The organism is Streptomyces guryensis, from assembly GCF_021261325.1.
GTDB lineage: Bacteria > Actinomycetota > Actinomycetes > Streptomycetales > Streptomycetaceae > Streptomyces > Streptomyces guryensis.
Window position 1 is genome coordinate 25,217 of sequence record NZ_JAJSBI010000027.1, and the last position, 18,455, is coordinate 43,671.

An 18,455-nucleotide genomic window follows, 5' to 3' on the forward strand; every position below is an offset into this window, starting at 1 on the left:
CCGTCCCGCCAGCAGATCATGGCCGCCTTGCGATTCGGCCAACGGGACCTGAACTGCGTGGCCGGTTCACAGGCCTCCGTGACCTCACGTCACCGGTGAGGCGTCCGCGTCCTCGGGAAGCCGCTGTCCGGTCAGGGCGGAGAAGCAGTGCACGCCGCGCGCGAACCGCCACCCGCAGAGTGGCCCCCTTGCCGTGGACGGGGCGTCCCGGGAGCCGGACGACGATGCGGGCGAGCCCCTCGCCGACCACGCCGTCGTATGGAGGTGGACGACGGCGCCGGTGTCCTCGACCGTCTCCACCACGAGGTCCAGGCCCGGAGTCTCCCGGTCCTCCGTCGACAGGAACTCGAACTGCTCGGGCCGGACGCCGAGCACGATGTCGCCGGCGCCCCCGGGCGCGGCCGGGCGCAACGCGGCGCGGGGCAGCGGCGCGGCGAGGGCGCCGAACCGGCGGACAGCGGAAGCGGGAAGAGGTTCATCGCGGGCGAGCCGGTGAAACCGGCCACGAATGTGTTGACCGGGTGCGCGTAGACCTCCTTCGGCGTGCCCACCTGCCGCAGCACACCGTCCTTGAGGACGGCCAGCCGATCGCCCACGGCCATCGCCTCGGCCTGGTCGTGGGTGACGTACACCCTGGTGATGCCGAGGTGGTGCTGCAGCCGGACGATCCGCCTGTGGGTCCGCGCCCGCAGGCGGGCGTCGAGGTGGGACAGCGGCTCGTCCATCAGACAGACCCACGGGCCCCGCACCAGCACCCGCCCCTTCGCGACCCGCTGCCGCTCGCCGCTCGCCGCCCGCCGGCGACCCGGGCCTGCGGCCCAGGAACTGTTCGAGGTCGAGGACGGAAGCGGCGGGCCCGACGCGCTGCCGGGCGCGCACCCGGGACATGCGGGCGATCCTCAGGGCGAGCCGATGTTGTCGGAAGCCGACAAATGCGGGTAGACGGCGTAGTCCTGGAACACCATCGCGATGTCCCGGTCCCTGGGCGGAAGATGGGTCACGTCCCGGACGCCGATGAGGACCGAGCCCGAGTCGACGTCCTCGAGTCCGGCGAACATGCGCAGGCAGGTCGACTTTCCACAACTCCCTCGCACCCAGCAGGGGACGCGTGTTGCCCGTTCGGCACGCCTGTAGACCGAACGAGTGACAGGAGAGGGGTTGGAAACCGGACGACTTATGACAGTAACCCCAAGTTTTCAGCCCCATAGAGCGGATGCTCGCTCATTTGGTTAATCTGGAGTGGACGGGCAGTACCAACGGGTCCAACCCACACCCACGTCCGTCCCGGGGCAAGCCGGCAGACAACGGCCTGTTCTCAAACGAGTTGCCGGCGCCACCGCGTCCGAACTGCTTTCGACTCACACCCGAGCGGGCGTCAGGCGCCGGAACGCAAAGTGACCGGCACGCCCCGAGGGTGACCCGACACATAAGGAGTGCGCGGTGACACCGGAGAAGACGAATCGCGAACAGCGCCCCAAGGAACGCACGGAGCGCCCCGGCCGACGGTCGGACGAACTCGGCAGCCTGGAAGTCTGGGCCCACGCGGCCCCCATCCGCCTGGCAGGCTACGAGGACGACCTCGCCGAGCCCCACATCCTGCCCAGCGTCGACTGAACCCCGGCAGGACCTTCGCGATCGCCGGCTGCATGGGCGTGCGACACTCACGCCCATGCAGATCAGAGAAGCCGCGGCCGAGGACTGGCCGCGGATCTGGCCGTTCTGGCACCGCATCGTCGCCGCAGGCGAGACCTACACCTGGGACCCGGACACCTCCGAGGAGGCGGCCCGGGTCCTGTGGATGAACCCGGCCAAGCATGTCTACGTCGTCGAGGACGAGACCGGCGCGCTCGTCGGCTCGGCCTACGTCACCCCCAACTACGGCGGCCCGGCGGCCCACATCGCCAACGCCGGTTTCATGGTCGACCCCGACCGGGCGGGCCGCGGCATCGGCCGCGCCCTCGCCGAACACGTCCTGGCCGCCGCCAGGTCCGAGGGCTACCAGGCGATGGTCTTCAACGCCGTCGTCGAGACGAACCCGGCCGTGCAGCTGTGGACGTCCCTGGGCTTCCAGATCCTGGGCACCGTGCCGGACGCGTACGAGCACCCCCGGTACGGGCGGGTGGGGCTGCATGTGATGTACAGGGCGTTGTAGGGCTCCGCTAATCCTTGCGCCCTGTCACGGCCACGGTCACTCCGAGGCCGATCATGGTGAGACCGCCGACCCCGCCCACCATGGAGAGCCGGCGCGGGGAGCGCGCGAACCAGCCGCGGGCGGTGGACGCGATCAGGCCCCACACGCTGTCGGAAGCCAGCGCGATCACATTGAAGACCAGGCCGAGCAGCAGCATCTGCACCGTGACGTGTCCGCTGTCACGGTCCACGAACTGCGGCAGTACGGCCGCGAAGAACACGATGGTCTTCGGGTTCGTCACACCGACCGCGAACCCCTCCCCGAAGGTGCGCAGTCCGCTGTGGGCGGCCCCGCCGCCCGTGAAAGCGGCCCGCGGCGACCCGTGTTCACGCCACGCCTTCACACCGAGACACACCAGGTAGACCGCGCCTGCCAGCTTCAGCACCGTGAAGACGAGCACCGAGCGTTCCACGACGGAACCGATACCGAACGCCACCGCCGCGACCAGCAGATAGGCGCCGAGCGTGTTGCCCACGACCGTGGTCAGCGCGGCCCGGCGCCCCTGCGCGAGCGCCCGCCCGATCACGAACAGCACACTGGGCCCGGGTATCACGATCAGCAGGAGCGACAGCGCCGCGAAGGCGAGCAGCCGGTCGGTGGACATCATGCGGTCCATGCAAGCACGGGCGGGGGCCGCTCTTCAGCCCTATTTTTCCCCGGCGTCCACCGCTCCGGATCTACGCCTCCGTTTGCGCCGTGGCCGTGGCCGTGGCCGTGGCCGTGGACGCACGCCGTGCGGTGCGCCGCCGCAGGAGGCCGGCGAGGGGCAGGGCCGCCGCACCGAGGAGGAAGCCGTAGACGGCGACCAGGCCGTGGCCGTTGTCCTGGGCCAGCCACATCGCCAGGCCGGCCGCGGGCACGCTCATCGCGAGCAGACGCTGCCTGGTGTCGGTAGTGGTCAGCAGGAGCGCCGATGCGACGGTGGCGGCCAGGAAGTACGTCGCACCGGAGCTGCCGGCGAAGTTGCGCGGGTCGGTGCTGTGGGAACTCTCGCCGAACAGGGCGTCGATCCGCTCGGGCAGCAGGATGCCGGCGGTGAAGAGGGCCACCATCAGGGGGCCGCGCCAGAACCACTGGGCCAGCGCGGCCATCACCGCGAGGGTGACGATGTTCCAGGCGGCGCCGAAGAAGCCGCCGTTCTGCATGAAGACCGACGTCACCACACGCCACCAGCCGCTTTTCCGCGGGTCGCTGTCGAGCGCGTCCATCGCCCCGGACCAGCTGTGCTGGAGCACCACCCCGCCGATCGCCACCGCCGTGAGGGCGACGGCCGCCCACGGGATCGGACGTTGGCGGAGGGTGTCCTCGCCGACGAGGGCCACGCCGCTCTTGAACATCAGCACCATCAGTGCCGCGGTCGTCAGGTTGAACACAATGGTGCCCACGCGGATCAATCCCCCGTTGAAAGATCGTGATTGAAGGTCGGGGGAACAATAACCCCTAGTCCAGCGGCGCAGTCCGCTGCCATGGATGCAGCTTCTCCAGTTGCTGTGCCACCTCCAGCAGCATCGCCTCCGAGCCCGGGCGGCCCACCAGCTGGACGGCGCACGGGGCGCCGGAGGGCAGGGTGCCGAACGGGACGGACATGGCAGGCCAGCCGGTCAGGTTCCACGGCGGGGTCATGGGGGAGTAGTTGGTGTTGGCGAGGACGTTGGCCAGCCAACCCCGCTCGTGCCAGGCCACCGCCTTGGGGGAGCGGCGGGCGAGCGCGGGGGTGAGCAGGACGTCGTACTCGGCGAAGAAGGGCTCCATCCGGCGGCGCAGTCGGTCCCGGCTGTCGCCGCTGCGGACGCTGCTCAGGAAGCGGCGGCCGATGGCGGCGTGCACGCGGGTGCGCCGGGTGAGCAGGCGCGGGTCCAGGCCCTGGGCGTCCACCGCGGTGCCCGCGGTCCAGTGGGCGAGGGACATGGTGCTCAGGGAGAGCGGGTAGGGCGGGTCGGCGCGGCGGACCTGGTGGCCGGCCTTGATCAGGACGCCGGCCGCGTCGCGGGCCGCGGTCGTGTACGGCGGGCTGATCGTGACGCCGGCCAGGGGGCTGCGCAGCGAGACGGCGATCTTGCGCATGGCGGGCTCGGCCGGTGCCGCCGCCTCGCCGTCCGCCAGCACCGCCAGCATCAGGCGAGCGTCCTCGACCGTCGTCGCGAGCGGACCGTTCTCGGACATGCCGAACCAGTCGCCCTCGCTGACGCCCGCCGGGACGACCCCGTGGCCCGGCTTGATGGTGACCAGGCCGCAGTTGGCGGCCGGGATGCGCAGTGAGCCCATGCCGTCGTTGCCGAGGGCGATCGGCACCAGGGCGGCGGCGACCGCGGCCGCGCTGCCGCCCGAGGAACCGCCCGCCGTGCGGGTCGGGTCCCACGGGTTGCGGGCGGTGCCGTGAACGCCTTCGGTGGTGCCGAAGACGCACAGCTCGGGCACGTTCGTCAGCCCGACGACCACCGCGCCGGCCGCGCGCAACCGGGCCACCGTGACGTGATCGTCGGTGGCGGGCGTGTCCGGCGTCGCGGCGGAGCCGACGCGGTTGGACTCGCCGCGTACGGCGAGGTTGTCCTTGACCGCCACCGGCACACCGGCCAGCGGCAGTTCGGCCAGGTCGTCGCGGGAGGCCAGCTCGTCGGCCTCCGCGAGCGCCGCCTCGGCCCGCACGACCCGGAACGCCCCGCCCCGCCCGTCCAGCCGCCCGATCCGGTCGAGGTGCTCGGCCACCACTTCACGGGGCGTGGCCCGCTTCTCGCGTACGGCGGCGGCGATCTCGGCGGCGGTCCGGCCGACCCAGCTGGTCACGGGCGCTCCTCGGGGTGTGCGGCATGGGGCTACTCATGAGTATGCGGAGCACTCTGCCCCGCCGCGGGCCCCGCGTCGAGAGGACCCGCTCTTGGACATTCGAGCAACTCCTCTTGGATTTTTCGCGGGACGTGCGGAGGGTTCCGTTTCTTGCTTCGCAGGTTATCCGATCAATGCCTCAACTCCAGTCCATTCACCTCCCATTGACAGGCCTCTGACCTCGTCCAATGATCAGACATCCGATGACTCGGGGGTCGCTTATGAGCGGGCATCCCCGTACGAGCCGTACCGCTACCCAGGTGGAGTGACATGGGTGAGTTCAGAAAGAGGGCGTTGCGGCTGTTCGGCGCGGCCGTGGCACTGACCCTCCTGGTGGCGCCGACTTCGGCGGTCGCGCGGGAGCAGGAGCAGCAGACACCGCTTACGGTGCCCGCCCTCGCCAACTGGTCCGCCGAACACGGCAGTTACGACTACGGGAAGGGTGCCCGGCTGGTCGCCGACAGCCCGGTCGAGCGCCGGGTCGCGGGCACCCTCGCCGACGACCTGCGCGCGGCGGGCCACGGCACCGTCCCGGTCGTCAGCGGTGGCGCCCGCACCGGCGACATCGTGATCGACGTACGGCCCGCGACGACCTCACTCGGCGCCGAGGGCTACGAACTCCACGCGGGGAAACGGCTGTCGGTGACCGGTGCCACCGAGACCGGCGCCTTCTACGGCACCCGCACGGTCCTCCAGCTCCTCGCGCAGGGCGACCACATCCCCGCCGGACGGACGGTCGACGTACCGCGCTACAAGGAACGTGGCGTCGGTGTCTGCGCCTGCTACATCCACGTCTCGCTGCCCTGGCTGGAGAACCTGGTCCGCGAGATGGCGTACCACAAGCTCAACCAGCTGCTCCTCGAACTGAAGGTGAAGAGCGACACCCACCCCGAGGCCGACACCTGGGGCTACTACACCAAGGATGAGATACGCCGGCTCGTGGCCCTCGGCGACAAGTACCACGTCGAGATCATCCCGGAGATCAACTCCCCGGGGCACATGGACCCCTGGATCGAGAACCGCCCGGACCTGCAGCTGACCGACTCCGACGGCAACAGGCAGCCCGCCCGGCTCGACGTCACCCAGCAGGCCGCCTTCGACTACTACACGAGTCTGATGGACGAGTACGCGCAGGTCTTCACCGCGAAGTCCTGGCACATGGGCGCCGACGAGTACATGCTCGGCTCCGACTACTCCAAGTACCCGCAGATGCTCCGCTACGCCCAGCAGAAGTACGGTGCGAACGCCACCCCGCAGGACGCCTACGTCGACTTCATCAACCGCGTCCAGGCCTACGCCGCGAGCAAGGGCAAGCAGCTGCGCATCTGGAACGACGGGCTCACCGGCGCCAACACCGTCCCGGTGGCGGCGGGCACGACGGTCGAGCACTGGCTGAACGTGACCACCAGACCCAGCCGGCTCATCGCCCAGGGCCACCCGTTGATGAACGCCGCCTACTCGCTCTACCTCGTCCGGGGCGGCTTCCACAGCGACACCAAGGCGTTGTACGACCAGAGCTGGGACCCGCGCAGCTTCGAGGGCGAGAAGCTGGCCTCCAGCAAGGGCATCACCGGCGCGAAGATCAGCCTCTGGCCCGACAACGGCCGTGGTGAGACCGAGAACGAGGTCGCCGTCGAACTCTGGCCCGCGCTACGGCACATCGCCCAGGCCACCTGGGGCGACCCGCACCCCGACGCCACCTACGCCGAGTTCACCGCACGCGGCACGGCCGTGGGCCTCGCGCCCGGCCGGCGGGACCTGACCCGGCTGCCGGTCGCGGAGGGGACGTACACCTTCCGGACGGCGGGCACGTCCCTCGACGCGCAGGTGCAGCGCACGGCGGACGGCTATGCCACCGTGCGCACCGCGGACGGCTGCCTCGAAGTCCGCGGAGGCAAGCTCACCCTCAATGTCCCGCTCCAGCCAGGTGCCGAGGCGACGGCGCAGACCTGCGATCCCGCGAACACCCTCCAGCGCTGGGAGCTGGAACCCGCCGCGGGCGGCTACCGGCTCGTCAACGCCATCACGCGGATGGCGCTGAGCGTGACCGACGCCGGGCACCTCGCGCAGGAGCCGCCCGACCAGCGCACACCCGCTGTCTGGCACCTGACCGCTCACTGAACCCGAGGAGTCCCCATGGCCCTCTCCAGACGCATCTTCCTCACCTCGGCCATCACCTCGGCCGCCTTGCTCACCGCCTCCGGCCACCCCGCGGCCGCCGCTTCCGGAACGCCCGTCCCTGCCGACCCCCGCTACCGCATCCCCGTCAGCCCCGACGACACCCCGGACGAGCTGGTCCGCAAGGCCTCCCAAGTCCGGCCCACCGCACGGCAGATCGCCTGGCAGGCCCTGGAGCAGACGGCGTTCCTGCACTTCGGCGTGAACACCTTCACCGGCCTGGAGTGGGGCACCGGAGACGAGGACCCCAACGTCTTCCAGCCCGCAGGCCTCGACACCGACCAGTGGGCCCGCGCCCTGCGCGACGGCGGCTTCAAGCTCGCCATCCTCACCGTCAAACACCACGACGGCTTCGTCCTCTACCCCTCCCGCTACACCAACCACACCGTGACATCGAGCAGTTGGGAGGGCGGCCACGGCGACGTGCTGCGCTCCTTCGCCGACTCCATGCGCCGGTACGGCCTCAAGGTCGGCGTCTACATCTCGCCCGCCGACGAGAACCAGTACCTGCACGGCGTGTACGCCAACGGCAGCGCCCGCACCGAGCGCACCATCCCCACCCTGGTGGCGGGCGACGATCGCGCTCCGGACCGCTCCTTCACGCTGCCGGCCACCGACTACGGCGCCCACATGCTCAACACGCTCCACGAAGTGCTCACCGAGTACGGGCCCGTCGACGAGGTGTGGTTCGACGGCGCCCAGGGCCGCATCCCGCCCGGCAAGGTGGAGGACTACGACTGGGACAGCTGGTACACCCTGGTCCGCACGCTCGCCCCGGACGCGGCGATCGCCGTCACCGGACCCGATCTGCGCTGGGTCGGCAACGAGAGCGGCCTGGCCCGTGAGGACGAGTGGAGTGTCATCCCGGTCAAGGAGAACCAGTACGGCCGCACCGACTGGGCCCTGTCCTACGACACCCCCGACGAGGGCAGCCGCGCAGCCCTCGGCAAGGCGCAGCCGACGACGGACTACCTCCAGTGGTGGCCCGCGGAGTGCGACGTGTCCATCCGCGACGGCTGGTTCTACCACGCGGACCAGCAGCCCAAGTCCGTCGACGACCTGACCGGGATCTACTTCGGCTCGGTGGGCCGCAACTCCGTCCTGCTGCTCAACGTCCCACCGGACACGGACGGGCGGCTGCACGACACCGACGTCGTCCGGCTGCGCGAGTTCCGTGAGCGGATCGAGCGCGAACTCCCCGAGGACCTGGCACGCGGGGCACGGATCACCGGCTCGTCCCGGGTGCGGGCCGTCGATCTCGGCATCGATCAGGAAGTGGACCGCATACGGCTGGCGGAGGACATCCGCCACGGCCAGCAGGTGGAGGGCTTCGTGGTGGAGGCGTATCGCGACGGGGCGTGGACGGAGGTGACCCGGGCCGGGACGATCGGCGCGAGCCGCATCCTGCTCCTGCCGGCGCCGGTACGGGCCCGGCGGTGGCGGCTGCGGGTGACCGGGGCGCGGGACGCCGTACGGATCGCGCGGTTCGAGCTGTACCGGTCACGGGCCTGAGGCTCACCCGTGCCGTCATGCGCCGGGCGCCGCGACGGGAGGCACCTCAGGCGCCGTGACCCTCGGTGGGCGGGCCAGGAACACACTCGCGACGATGATCCACAGCCCGCCCGCGAGGAAGGCGATGAAGCCCGCCCACGGAATGAAGCAGGCCACCCCGAGAATGATTCCGGCCCAGCCCAGCCAGCGAGGCAAAGGCGTGCCTCTGCGCGCCGTGTCGAGACCGGCCGCGAGCATCATGATGCCGATTCCGGCGACAAAGGGAATAAAGAAATCGGTGCTGATGGCATTCATCGACTGAAATGCCTGGCCGCCGATCCGCCGTTTGTCGCTGGCGTCGACCATGGCAAGGGTGATGCTCGACGCCGTCCAGAAGCCCACCGCCGACAGAATGCCGCCGGCGAAGGCGACTTGGGGCAGCCAGCCGTGCCGGTCGGCCTCGGAGAGGTGGTGGCGCAGGTTCCCGGCGAAGAACACCAGGACCGCCGCCGCGAGGATCAGCAGATAGAGGGCGACTGCCTGGCGTGTGTCGTGCTGGTGGTAGAAGAGCTTGATCTTCGGGCCCGGATCCCCGATGTCCGGTGTCGACCCGCCGACGGCGAAAGCGACCACAATCAGAACGACGGCAACAATGCCGGTGAATGGTCCGAGGCGCATCGGAAACCTCCGATCCGGGCATGCGGATTTCAGGCATGCGCATTCCGGGCATGCGGATTCTGGGCATTCGGATACCTCTTTTTATGCTTTCACGCAACTCGGCACCCGGCAACTCGGCCGTTATTCGCGGCGTGTTTCAGGAATGGGAGCGCCGGTGCCGGCGAATTCGCCAGACGACAAGGGCCACGACGGCGATTGCGGCGGCGGCCAGGGCGACGGTCCGGCCCACCAGGCCCTCGACGCGTTCGTAGGCGGCGCCCACCGCATAGCCCAGAAGGACGTTGCCGACACCCCAGACCAGGCCGCCCAGGGCGTTGTACAGGAGGAAGCGGCGGTACGGCATGTTCGACGCGCCCGCCATCGCCGGAACGAAGGACCGGAAGAAGGCGACGAAACGGCCCACGAAGACCGCCGCCGGACCACGTCGGCGGAGCAGGTCGCGGGCCTTGTCCACCCGCTCGGCCCGCCGGCGCACGGGGCGCCTGGAGAGCAGCGGCGGTCCGAGACGCCGGCCGATCTCGTAGCCGACGCTGTCCCCGGCGATCGCCGCGAGGACGACGGCGAGCGTCAGCCAGGCCAGGTCGACGTTGCCCTGCCGGGCCAGTACGCCGCCGACGATCACCGCGGTCTCGCCCGGCAGGACGAACCCGAAGAACAGCGCGTCCTCGGCGAACACCAGAGCCGTGATCACGACGTAGACCACGGGCCCGGACAGATCGGCGAGCCAGTCGACGAGAGCGTGCATCTGCCGCCCCCCTTCTTCGCCGATTACGAGTACCCGGCAGAAGCGACGTGGCGCAGGGCCTGGCCCGCGGCTGTCCGGCGCAGCAGAAAGTTGACCGCGGTCATGGTCAGGACCGGCTCGCCGTGCTGGTTGAGGACCTCGATTCCGGTGTGGACCAGTCCGCGGTCCGGCTTGGAACGGGACGGGCGGCTCTTCCGTACTGTCGTGCGCAGGGAGAGGCTGTCGCCGGGCCGTACCGGCCGTACCCAGCGCAGGTCGTCGATGCCCGGGGAGGCCAGCCCGCCCACCTTGCTGATGTAGTGGTCGGCGTACAGCCGCATCATGACGGCGCAGGTGTGCCAGCCGCTGGCGATGAGCCCCTGGTACGGACCCCGCAGTGCGGCCTGCGGATCGATGTGGATGCCCTGCGGATCGAACTCCCGGGCGAAGCGGAGGATGTCCTCCTCGGTCATGGTGATGCTGCCGTAGACGTAGACCGCGCCCGGCAGGTAGTCCTCGAAACAGCGGTCCTCGATGGGTACGGCGAAGTCCGCGTCGCTCAGTGTGGTGGTGGTCGGTGCTGTCATTGGCGGCACGATAGCCGCCGGGTGGGGCGATCCCGCGGCGTGGCGGGTTCAGATCTCCTTGAGGATCTGCTCCAGGAAGGGCACCGAGTCCACCGCCGGGGAGGCCACCAGGCTGAGGCGGTCCATGACAGCGAGGTAGTGGTCGACCTCCTCGGGCTTGTCCAGGTACAGGGCGCTGGAGAGCTGCTCCAGGTAGACGACGTCCGGCAGGTCCGCAACGGGGAAGCGCAGCACGGTGATCGGGCCGCCGGCCGCCGCGTGACCGCCGACGTGGAAGGGCAGCACCTGGAGCGTCACGTTCGGCCACGCGGCCGCCTCGATGAGGTGCTCCAGTTGGGCACGCATCACCTCGGCCCCACCCAGGGGACGGCGCAGCGCCGCCTCGTCCACCACGACCCACAGCTTCGGCGCGTCCGGCCGGGAGAGCAGCTCCTGCCGGGTCATACGCAGCTCGACCCGGCGGGCGATCGCGTCCGGTGAGGTGATCGGGTGGCCGAGCCGGATGACGGCCTCGGCGTACGCGGGGGTCTGCAACAGGCCGGGGATGAACTGGACTTCGTACGTACGGATGAGGGAGGCGGCCTCCTCCAGGCCCAGATGCTGCTCGAACCAGCTCGGGAACGCGTCCCCGTACGCCCGCCACCAGCCGGGCTCGTTGGCCCTCCGCACCGAGTCCAGGAACTCCTGGTGTACGGCGGGGTCGTGGACGCCGTACAGGGTGAGCAGGTCGGCGATGTCACGCTGTTTGAAGCCGACGCGGCCCAGCTCCATGCGGCAGAGCTTGGCGTCGGAGGCGCGAATGGCCGAAGCGGCCGTCTCCCGGCTGATGTCGAGGGATTCGCGCAGACGGCGCAGGCGGGTGCCCAGCATGATGCGCTGCACGGTCGGCCCGCCGCGCCGCGGGCCAAGGATGTCGACACCGGAGGGGATGGGTTCTCGCTGAACTGCCGTCATGGTCATCCCCTCGGCCGCCGCACCGGCTGCGTCTGCGTGTGTTCGGGACTCAACCAAGGAGGGTAGCACCGAGGCGTCGTACGGCTGCGGTGCGTGAAGTGGCCGGAAGGCGCCGACCCCGGTGGCCGGCGTCTTCCGGCTGTCCGCGGGTGTGCCCGGCCTCAGCCGGCGGGGAGCAGGCCGTCGAAGTCGCCGTCCTTCACACCGCGGACGAAGGCGGAGATCTCGGCGCTGGTGTAGACGAGCGCCGGACCCTGGGGGTGGCGGGAGTTGCGGACGGCGACGCCGCCGTCCGGGAGGGCGGCGAGCTCGACGCAGTTGCCCTCCGGGTTGCTGTGGTGGCTCTTGCGCCAGACCGCCCCTGCCAGCTCGGTGGCAGGCATGCCGTTGCTCACGTGCTGCATCTGAAGCCTCTTTGAGATGAAGTCGCGTTGAGGTGGACTCGCGGTCGGCGCTGCAATTGCATCTTCAATTGCATCCACGGGTGGTGTGCGGGACGATAGCGCCCGGCGACCACTGCCCGCAAGATCATCTGCAATTGCAGGCGTAATTGCCGATGCACTTGCGTGCGGACTGTCGGACGTAGCACGATACTTCGCACAGGTGTAGCGCTCGGTTGTTCTCTCCGCAGGGGTACCAGGGGTCGCGATGTCCGCAGAGCAGGTCGCAGAACCGGTCAACCCCCTGCGTGTCGAGGCGACTTGGCAGTGGCTGTGCCAGGCCGTGGACCAGGTCGGCCGCCCCGGGCCCGGGCTCAGTCTTCCCCTCGTCCCGAGTTCCGAGGACGGCCCCGGCCCCGCCGACTGCTCGGTGCTCGTCGTACCGCCGATCGCCCAGTCCGCCCACATCGCCCGCGACTTCACGCGGACGACGCTCGTCGACCGGGCCACGGACGAACGCGTCCAGGACGTGGCGGTCACCGTGTCGGAACTGGTGAGCAACGCCCTGCGCTACGGCCGAGCAGCCGACGGCGGGGCGGAGTTGCAGCCGGCGTTGTGGCTCGCGTACTGGGATCGCTGGTCGTGCGCCGTGTGCGCGGTCACGGATGACAGCGACCTGGTCCCCGTCGCCATGGAGGCCGACGAGCTCGCGGAGTCGGGACGGGGACTGCAGGTCATCTCGGTGCTGAGCGATGCATGGGGATGGAACCCGCGCGTCGGCGGCGGAAAGGTCGTCTGGGCCCTGTTCCGGCTCTGACGGCGCCGGTTGGGCCGGCCGTCGCTGCCGCTCCCCACGCCTCCTACTGGTACCCGGACTCCCTGCCCTCCGGCACCCAACCGGCATCACCTGGCGCAGCCTGAAGGCCTGGCGCGCCGCCGACGACACCGACCTCGCCTTCAACACCGCTTCCGGCATGCAGTGGTGCGGGGCAGGATCGGGGACGCGGTCCGCGAAGAGTGGCGGATCAACGTGTGGGAAGGGCGGATGAACGGGGCGGCGGAGGTCGCCCCGCTGGTGACGGTCGATCACGAGGCGGTCGTGGTCACCGCCGTCAAGCTGGCCGACGACGGCAGCGGCGACGTGGTGGCCCGTTTCCATGAAGCCATGGGGGACGCGCCCGGGCCACCCTCACGGCCGGCTTCGAGGTGGCGGCCGTGACGGAGACGGATCTACTGGAACGCCCGGTGCCCGAGGAGGCGATCGAGCGCCGGGAAGGAGACCGGGCCGGTGTGCGGCTGCGCCCCTTCCAGCTGGTGACCTTGCGGTTCCGACGGGCCTGAGGCGGCCCCGCGCAGGCATGATGTGCCGATGAGAAGAAGAACGGTCACCGACCGGGACTGGGCCGCGGCGCCGGATCCCGTACTGGCGCTCGCGCAGCGGGACTTGGCGTTCTACGCCCGCACACGGGACAGGTCGCGACGGATGCACTACGCGACGGAACTGGGCGCCCTCGCCGCCACCTCCTCGACGGTGGTGGCGGCGGGGCTGCACGCCCCGGCATGGCTGACCGCCCTGATCGCCGGCGGTGCCGTCTTCTTCACCGGCGTGCGTCAGCTGTTCAGCCCCGCCGCGCGATGGGTCGTGTGCGGGCAGTCCCACGAGACGTTGCGGCGGGCTGTCGACCGTTACCGACTGCTGCCGCCCGCGGAACGCGACACGGCGGCACGGGCCACGCTCCAGGCGACCATCGAGGAGGTGGGCACGAACGAACTGCGGGAATGGTCGGACACGCAAGGGCAGGCATCAGGGCAGACATCAGGCCAGACGCAGGGAGGGGCCCTGGGGCAGGGCGCGGCGCCGCCGAGCGCCTGAGCGGTGCCGTTCCCACGGGAACGAGCTAGCGGCCTGCCGGGCGGCGGTCACCTGTCGAGCTGCGCGCGCAGCCATTGCTCCACCTCGCCCACATGCGCGGCCGCCGCCGCCCGCGCTGCTTCCGGGTCGTGTGCCACCAGCGCCCGGTGGATCGCCGCATGCTCCCGGCGGGTGCGGGCGAAGGCGCCCTCCTCCTGGTAGCCGCGCCACACCCGGGCGCGGAAGGTGCGGGAGGACAGGCCCTCCAGGATGGCTGCCATGGTGTCGTTGCCGGCGGCGGCCGCGATCTCGCGGTGGAAGGCGAGGTCGTGGGCGAGGATCTCCTCCGGGTCGTCGGTCGCGTTCATCGCCGCGAGGTGCTTTTCGACCTCGGCGAGCTGGGCGGGTGTGATGCGGGCCGCCGCCAGCGCGGTCGCGGTCGACTCCAGGATGCGGCGCACCTCCAGGAGTTCCACCAGGCGCGGGCCGCGGGACAGGTCGGCGACCACCCCGAAGGTCTCCAGGAGGTCGCCGGCCTCCAGTTGGGTGACATAGATGCCGGAGCCGTGCCGGGCCTCCAGCACGCCGAGCACGGTGAGCGCGCGGATCGCCTCGCGCATCGAGCTGCGGGAGATGCCCAGCTGGGCAGCCAGATCACGCTCCGTGGGCAGGCGCTGGCCCGGCTCCAGCCGGCCCCCTGCGATCAACGCCTTGATCTGCTCGATGGCGCGCTGCGTCACGGTGCCCTTCTGCGGCGCGGGTCCGGGCTGTGCCCCTTGGGTCAGGGTCTCGTCCACGCCATTCCTCCACTCACCGGGTGCGCCGCAGTCTAATCAGCGGAGTGGTCGGACCACTATGGCTCCGATCCGTGAAAATCTGCCGCCGGAGGGTGTTCTTTCGGCGGAGTGGTCTGATAAGTATGCGGGCATCTGCTCGAACACGCTCAACGAGGAGCCGCCAGATGCCCGGCAGGACAGTGGGGAAGCGGAACAGGTTTCGACTGGTCGGTGTGCTGGCCGTGGCCGCGAGCGCCTCGCTCGCGCTCGCCGCGTGCGGCAGCACCAAGGACACCGGCGGCACCGGCAGCGCCTCAGGCGGCGGCACCGGCAAGGTCGGGGTGATCCTGCCCCTGCTGACCTCGCCGTTCTGGCAGTCGTACAACGACTACGTGCCGAAGATGGCGAAGACCGAAGGCGTCGACGCGCTGAAGACGGTCAACTCCAACAGCGACCCCTCGCAGCAGATCACCGATATCAACAACCAGCTCAACCAGGGCGTGAAGGGCCTCGTCGTCGCCCCGCTGGACAGCGCCGCCATCGAGGCCGGCCTCGACCAGGCCGACCGCAAGGGTGTCCCGGTCGTCGCGGTCGACGTGGCGCCCGACAAGGGCAAGGTCGCCATGGTCGTGCGCGCCGACAACGTCGCCTACGGCACCAAGGCCTGCGACTATCTCGGCAAGCACGTCACCAGCGGCAAGGTCGTGCAGATCATGGGCGACCTCGCCTCGGTCAACGGCCGGGACCGCTCCGAGGCATTCCGGGCCTGCGTGAAGCAGAAGTACCCGAAGCTGAAGGTTCTTGAGATCCCCGCCAAGTGGGAGTCCGACACGGCCGCCTCCCAGCTGGGCACCCTCCTCAACGCCAACCCCGACATCAAGGGCATCTATATGCAGGCCGGCGGCGTCTACCTGGCGCCGACCCTGCAGACCCTCAAGTCCAAGGGGCTGTTGAAGAAGGCCGGCACCGCGGGCCACATCACCATCGTCTCCAACGACGGCATCCCGCAGGAGTTCGACGCCATCCGCAAGGGCGAGATCGATGCGACCGTCTCCCAGCCCGCCGACGCCTACGCCAAGTACGGCATGTATTACATCAAGGCGGCGATGGAGGGCAAGACCTTCAAGCCGGGCCCGACCGACCACGACTCGACCATCGTCAAGCTGCCCAGCGGCATCCTCGAGGACCAGCTGCCCGCGCCGCTGGTGACGAAGGACAACGTGGACGACCCCAAGCTGTGGGGGAACACGGTCAAGTGAGCGTCCAGGACAGCCCGCCCGTGCCCCTCGTCGAGGCGCGGGGCATCGTCAAGCGCTACGGCCCCACCACCGCCCTCGCGGACGGCAGGCTCACCGTGCTGTCCGGCGAGTCCCACGCCCTCGTCGGCCGCAACGGCGCCGGCAAGTCGACCCTGGTCAACGTCCTCACCGGACTCCAGACGCCCGACGAGGGCACGATCCGCTTCGACGGCGAACCCGCACCCCCGCTCGCCGACCGCGACGCCTGGCGCCGCAAGGTCGCCTGCGTCTACCAACACCCCACCGTCGTGCCGGAGTTGACGGTCGCCGAGAACCTCTTCATCAACCGGCAGCCGCTCAGCCGCGGCTTCATCAGCTGGCGGCGGCTGAAGGCCGAGGCGGCCGCCCTCCTCGACACCTGGGACGTGCGCGTCGACCCGGAGGCACGCACGGCCGACCTCAAGGTCGAGGACCGCCAGATGGTGGAGATCGCCCGGGCGCTCAGCTTCGGCGCCCGCTTCATCGTCCTCGACGAACCGACGGCCCAGCTGGACAAGCGCGAGATCGAGCGGCTCTTCAGCCGCATGCGCACGCTCCAGGACTCCGGTGTCACGTTCCTGTTCATCTCGCACCACCTCCAGGAGGTGTACGAGGTCTGCCAGGCCGTCACGGTGCTGCGCGACGCCCGCTGGATCACCACCGCCCCGGTCGCCGACCTGCCGAGGGCCGCGCTGATCGAGGCCATGGCGGGGGAGTCCATCGAGGCGATCGCCGAACAGGCCGTACAGGAACGGGTCGTCGACGCCGGCGCGCCCGTCCTGCTCGACGTCCGCGGGCTCACCTCGGACGCCTACGAGGACGTCGACCTGACCGTCCGGCGCGGTGAGGTGGTCGGGCTCGCCGGATCCAGCGCCAGCGGCAAGACCGAGCTGGCTGAGGCCGTCGCAGGCCTGCGCACGCCCACCGGCGGAACCGCCCGACTGGACGGCGAGCGGCTGCGGTTCGGCTCGGTGCAGGCCGCTCTGAAGGCCGGCGTCGGCTGTGTCCCGCGCGACCGGCACGACCAGGGCCTGGTCGCCGGGATGACCATCGGCGACAACACCACCATGAGCGTCCTGGACCGGCTCGGCCGCTTCGGCTTCATCGGCACCGACCGCAAACGCGGCTTCGCCACCGAACTGATCGACCGCCTCGACATCCATACCGAGGGCCCCGAGCAGCCCGTCTCCGACCTCTCCGGCGGCAACGCGCAGAAGGTCGTCATGGCCCGCGCCCTCGCCTCCGACCCGCGGCTGCTCGTCCTGATCAACCCCACCGCGGGCGTCGACGTGAAGTCCAAGGAGTCACTGCTGGCCCGCGTGGACAGCGCCCGCGAGGACGGCACCGCGGTCCTGGTCGTCTCCGACGAACTCGACGACCTGCGGCGCTGCGACCGCGTCCTCGTCCTCTTCCACGGCCGCGTCGTCGCCGAGCACCCGGCGGGCTGGCGCGACCATGAGCTGATCGCCTCCATCGAAGGAGTGGACCACCATGGCTGACACCAAGGCTCCGCCGGTGAAGCCGGTGAGCATGCCCGACGCCCGGGCGGCGAGGGCGGTCCTGCTGCGCCGCGCCCGCGAACTCGCCCTGGTCCCCGCACTGTTGCTGCTGCTCCTGCTCGGCGCCCTCCTGAACGACTCCTTCTTCACCGAGGCCACCCTGATCTCCATCCTGGCCTCGTCGGCATCGCTGGCGATGGTGGTCCTGGCCGAGTCGCTGGTCCTGATCACCGGCAAGTTCGATCTGTCGCTGGAGTCGGTGGTCGGCATCGCGCCGGCGGTGGCGGCGCTCCTGGTGCTGCCGGCCGCCGAGGCCGGCTGGGGCACGGAACTCCCCACCGGGCTCGCTCTGCTGGCCATCCCTCTGGTCGGCGCGGCGATCGGTGCCTTCAACGGCATCCTCGTCGTGAAGGTGAGGCTCAACGCGTTCATCGTCACCCTCGCCATGCTGATCATCCTGCGCGGGCTGCTGGTCGGTGCCACCAAGGGCAAGACGCTGTTCGGCATGCCCGACGCGTTCTTCTCGGTGGCCACCACCACGTTCCTGCGCATTCCGATCTCCGTGTGGGTGGCCGCCGCTGCCTTCGCGATCGCCGGGCTGGTGCTCAAGTACCACCGTGTGGGCCGTTCGCTCTACGCGATCGGCGGCAACCTGGAGGCGGCCCGCGCCGCCGGAATCCGCGTCGACCGGGTCCGGCTCGGCGTCTATGTCGTCGCCGGTGTCCTCGCCTCGATCGGCGGTCTGATGTACACCGGCTACGTAGGCGCCATCGGTGCCAACCAGGGCCAGAACATGATCTTCACGGTGTTCGCCGCCGCCGTGATCGGCGGGATCAGCCTCGACGGCGGCAAGGGCACCATGTTCGGCGCCCTGACCGGCGTACTCCTGCTGGGTGTGGTCAAGACCATGCTGACCATGGCCCAGGTGCCGTCGTTCTGGATCGACGCCATCTACGGCGGAATCATCCTGCTCGCGCTCATCCTCGCCCGCCTCACCACGGGCCGCGCCCAGGACTGACGCCCGCCCCTGCCCCCGACCGAAAGG

General features: G+C 70.3%; 20 protein-coding genes and 2 pseudogenes. 11 read left to right on the plus strand and 11 right to left on the minus strand.

Translation table 11 applies throughout. From position 1 onward, the window contains the following. Nucleotides 1-84 precede the first annotated feature (84 nt). Nucleotides 85-411 carry a P-loop NTPase family protein gene (locus LJ657_RS37635; protein WP_232653643.1) on the minus strand — a complete coding sequence of 109 codons (327 nt, stop codon included), beginning with the start codon at nt 409-411 and terminating at the stop codon, nt 85-87. Between the two features lie 488 nt (nt 412-899). Next, nucleotides 900-1,058 (minus strand): hypothetical protein, encoded by a 159-nt coding sequence (locus tag LJ657_RS37640; protein WP_232653645.1) that lies wholly within the window; start codon nt 1,056-1,058, stop codon nt 900-902. A gap of 382 nt (nt 1,059-1,440) precedes the next feature. On the opposite strand from LJ657_RS37640, the gene LJ657_RS37645 reads away from it, so the two are divergent. Continuing rightward, entirely contained in the window at nt 1,441-1,614 is a 174-nt protein-coding gene (locus tag LJ657_RS37645; RefSeq protein WP_180292383.1) for a hypothetical protein, read from the plus strand. 55 nt (nt 1,615-1,669) lie between these two features. Next, nucleotides 1,670-2,152 carry a GNAT family N-acetyltransferase gene (locus LJ657_RS37650; RefSeq protein WP_232653648.1) on the plus strand — a complete coding sequence of 161 codons (483 nt, stop codon included), beginning with the start codon at nt 1,670-1,672 and terminating at the stop codon, nt 2,150-2,152. Nucleotides 2,153-2,159: 7 nt separating this feature from the next. Here LJ657_RS37650 and LJ657_RS37655 read toward each other — a convergent pair whose 3' ends face one another. The 3 genes from LJ657_RS37655 to LJ657_RS37665 form a co-directional block, all read right to left on the minus strand. Further along, nucleotides 2,160-2,798: a LysE family translocator gene (locus tag LJ657_RS37655; RefSeq protein WP_232653925.1), complete on the minus strand. Its 639-nt coding sequence runs from the start codon at nt 2,796-2,798 to the stop codon at nt 2,160-2,162. 70 nt (nt 2,799-2,868) lie between these two features. Further along, complete coding sequence (locus tag LJ657_RS37660; RefSeq protein WP_232653651.1) at nt 2,869-3,576, minus strand: hypothetical protein; 708 nt, start codon at nt 3,574-3,576, stop codon at nt 2,869-2,871. Nucleotides 3,577-3,631: 55 nt separating this feature from the next. After that, nucleotides 3,632-4,975, minus strand: a complete 1,344-nt coding sequence (locus tag LJ657_RS37665) for an amidase (protein WP_232653653.1) — start codon at nt 4,973-4,975, stop codon at nt 3,632-3,634. Between the two features lie 309 nt (nt 4,976-5,284). Between LJ657_RS37665 and LJ657_RS37670 the strand changes: the two genes are divergently transcribed. Then, nucleotides 5,285-7,135, plus strand: coding sequence for a glycoside hydrolase family 20 protein (locus LJ657_RS37670; protein ID WP_232653666.1), 1,851 nt, complete (start codon nt 5,285-5,287; stop codon nt 7,133-7,135). A gap of 15 nt (nt 7,136-7,150) precedes the next feature. Continuing rightward, complete coding sequence (locus tag LJ657_RS37675; RefSeq protein ID WP_232653669.1) at nt 7,151-8,704, plus strand: alpha-L-fucosidase; 1,554 nt, start codon at nt 7,151-7,153, stop codon at nt 8,702-8,704. A 15-nt stretch (nt 8,705-8,719) separates the two neighbouring features. On the opposite strand, the gene LJ657_RS37680 is transcribed toward LJ657_RS37675, so the two are convergent. The 5 genes from LJ657_RS37680 to LJ657_RS37700 form a co-directional block, all read right to left on the minus strand. After that, nucleotides 8,720-9,361 (minus strand): hypothetical protein, encoded by a 642-nt coding sequence (locus tag LJ657_RS37680; protein WP_232653671.1) that lies wholly within the window; start codon nt 9,359-9,361, stop codon nt 8,720-8,722. A gap of 136 nt (nt 9,362-9,497) precedes the next feature. Next, on the minus strand, nt 9,498-10,106 hold the full coding sequence (locus LJ657_RS37685; RefSeq protein WP_232653674.1) for a DedA family protein: 609 nt from the start codon (nt 10,104-10,106) through the stop codon (nt 9,498-9,500). Between the two features lie 23 nt (nt 10,107-10,129). Further along, nucleotides 10,130-10,672 (minus strand): MaoC family dehydratase, encoded by a 543-nt coding sequence (locus LJ657_RS37690; protein ID WP_232653676.1) that lies wholly within the window; start codon nt 10,670-10,672, stop codon nt 10,130-10,132. 48 nt (nt 10,673-10,720) lie between these two features. After that, complete coding sequence (locus tag LJ657_RS37695; RefSeq protein WP_232653679.1) at nt 10,721-11,626, minus strand: Sco1979 family transcriptional regulator; 906 nt, start codon at nt 11,624-11,626, stop codon at nt 10,721-10,723. A gap of 161 nt (nt 11,627-11,787) precedes the next feature. Beyond that, nucleotides 11,788-12,030, minus strand: a complete 243-nt coding sequence (locus LJ657_RS37700; RefSeq protein WP_232653683.1) for a DUF397 domain-containing protein — start codon at nt 12,028-12,030, stop codon at nt 11,788-11,790. Nucleotides 12,031-12,274: 244 nt separating this feature from the next. Here LJ657_RS37700 and LJ657_RS37705 point away from each other — a divergent pair, with 244 nt between their 5' ends. The 4 genes and pseudogenes from LJ657_RS37705 to LJ657_RS37720 all read left to right on the plus strand — a co-directional run bounded on the left by LJ657_RS37705 (nt 12,275) and on the right by LJ657_RS37720 (nt 13,879). Beyond that, nucleotides 12,275-12,823, plus strand: a complete 549-nt coding sequence (locus tag LJ657_RS37705; RefSeq protein WP_232653705.1) for an ATP-binding protein — start codon at nt 12,275-12,277, stop codon at nt 12,821-12,823. Then, nucleotides 12,763-12,977 (plus strand): annotated as a pseudogene (locus LJ657_RS37710) (endo-beta-N-acetylglucosaminidase); the annotation flags it as partial. The gene LJ657_RS37705 and the pseudogene LJ657_RS37710, both read left to right, overlap by 61 nt. Next, a pseudogene (locus LJ657_RS37715) lies at nt 12,968-13,347 on the plus strand (glycosyl hydrolase-related protein); the annotation flags it as partial. The pseudogenes LJ657_RS37710 and LJ657_RS37715, both read left to right, overlap by 10 nt. 28 nt (nt 13,348-13,375) lie before the next feature. Further along, nucleotides 13,376-13,879: a DUF4231 domain-containing protein gene (locus tag LJ657_RS37720; protein ID WP_232653708.1), complete on the plus strand. Its 504-nt coding sequence runs from the start codon at nt 13,376-13,378 to the stop codon at nt 13,877-13,879. A gap of 47 nt (nt 13,880-13,926) precedes the next feature. Here LJ657_RS37720 and LJ657_RS37725 read toward each other — a convergent pair whose 3' ends face one another. Next, entirely contained in the window at nt 13,927-14,655 is a 729-nt protein-coding gene (locus tag LJ657_RS37725) for a FadR/GntR family transcriptional regulator (RefSeq protein WP_232653711.1), read from the minus strand. Nucleotides 14,656-14,819: 164 nt separating this feature from the next. On the opposite strand from LJ657_RS37725, the gene LJ657_RS37730 reads away from it, so the two are divergent. The 3 genes from LJ657_RS37730 to LJ657_RS37740 are packed head-to-tail and all read left to right on the plus strand — an operon-like array spanning nt 14,820 to nt 18,428. Further along, the gene (locus LJ657_RS37730) at nt 14,820-15,893 is read left to right on the plus strand and encodes a sugar ABC transporter substrate-binding protein (RefSeq protein WP_232653714.1); all 1,074 of its coding nucleotides are present in this window, start codon (nt 14,820-14,822) and stop codon (nt 15,891-15,893) included. Next, a complete protein-coding gene (locus LJ657_RS37735; RefSeq protein ID WP_232653717.1) occupies nt 15,890-17,410 on the plus strand; it encodes a sugar ABC transporter ATP-binding protein in 1,521 nt (506 codons plus the stop codon). Before LJ657_RS37730 ends, LJ657_RS37735 begins: the two co-directional genes overlap by 4 nt. Further along, on the plus strand, nt 17,403-18,428 hold the full coding sequence (locus tag LJ657_RS37740; protein WP_232653720.1) for an ABC transporter permease: 1,026 nt from the start codon (nt 17,403-17,405) through the stop codon (nt 18,426-18,428). Before LJ657_RS37735 ends, LJ657_RS37740 begins: the two co-directional genes overlap by 8 nt. Nucleotides 18,429-18,455: the final 27 nt, after the last annotated feature.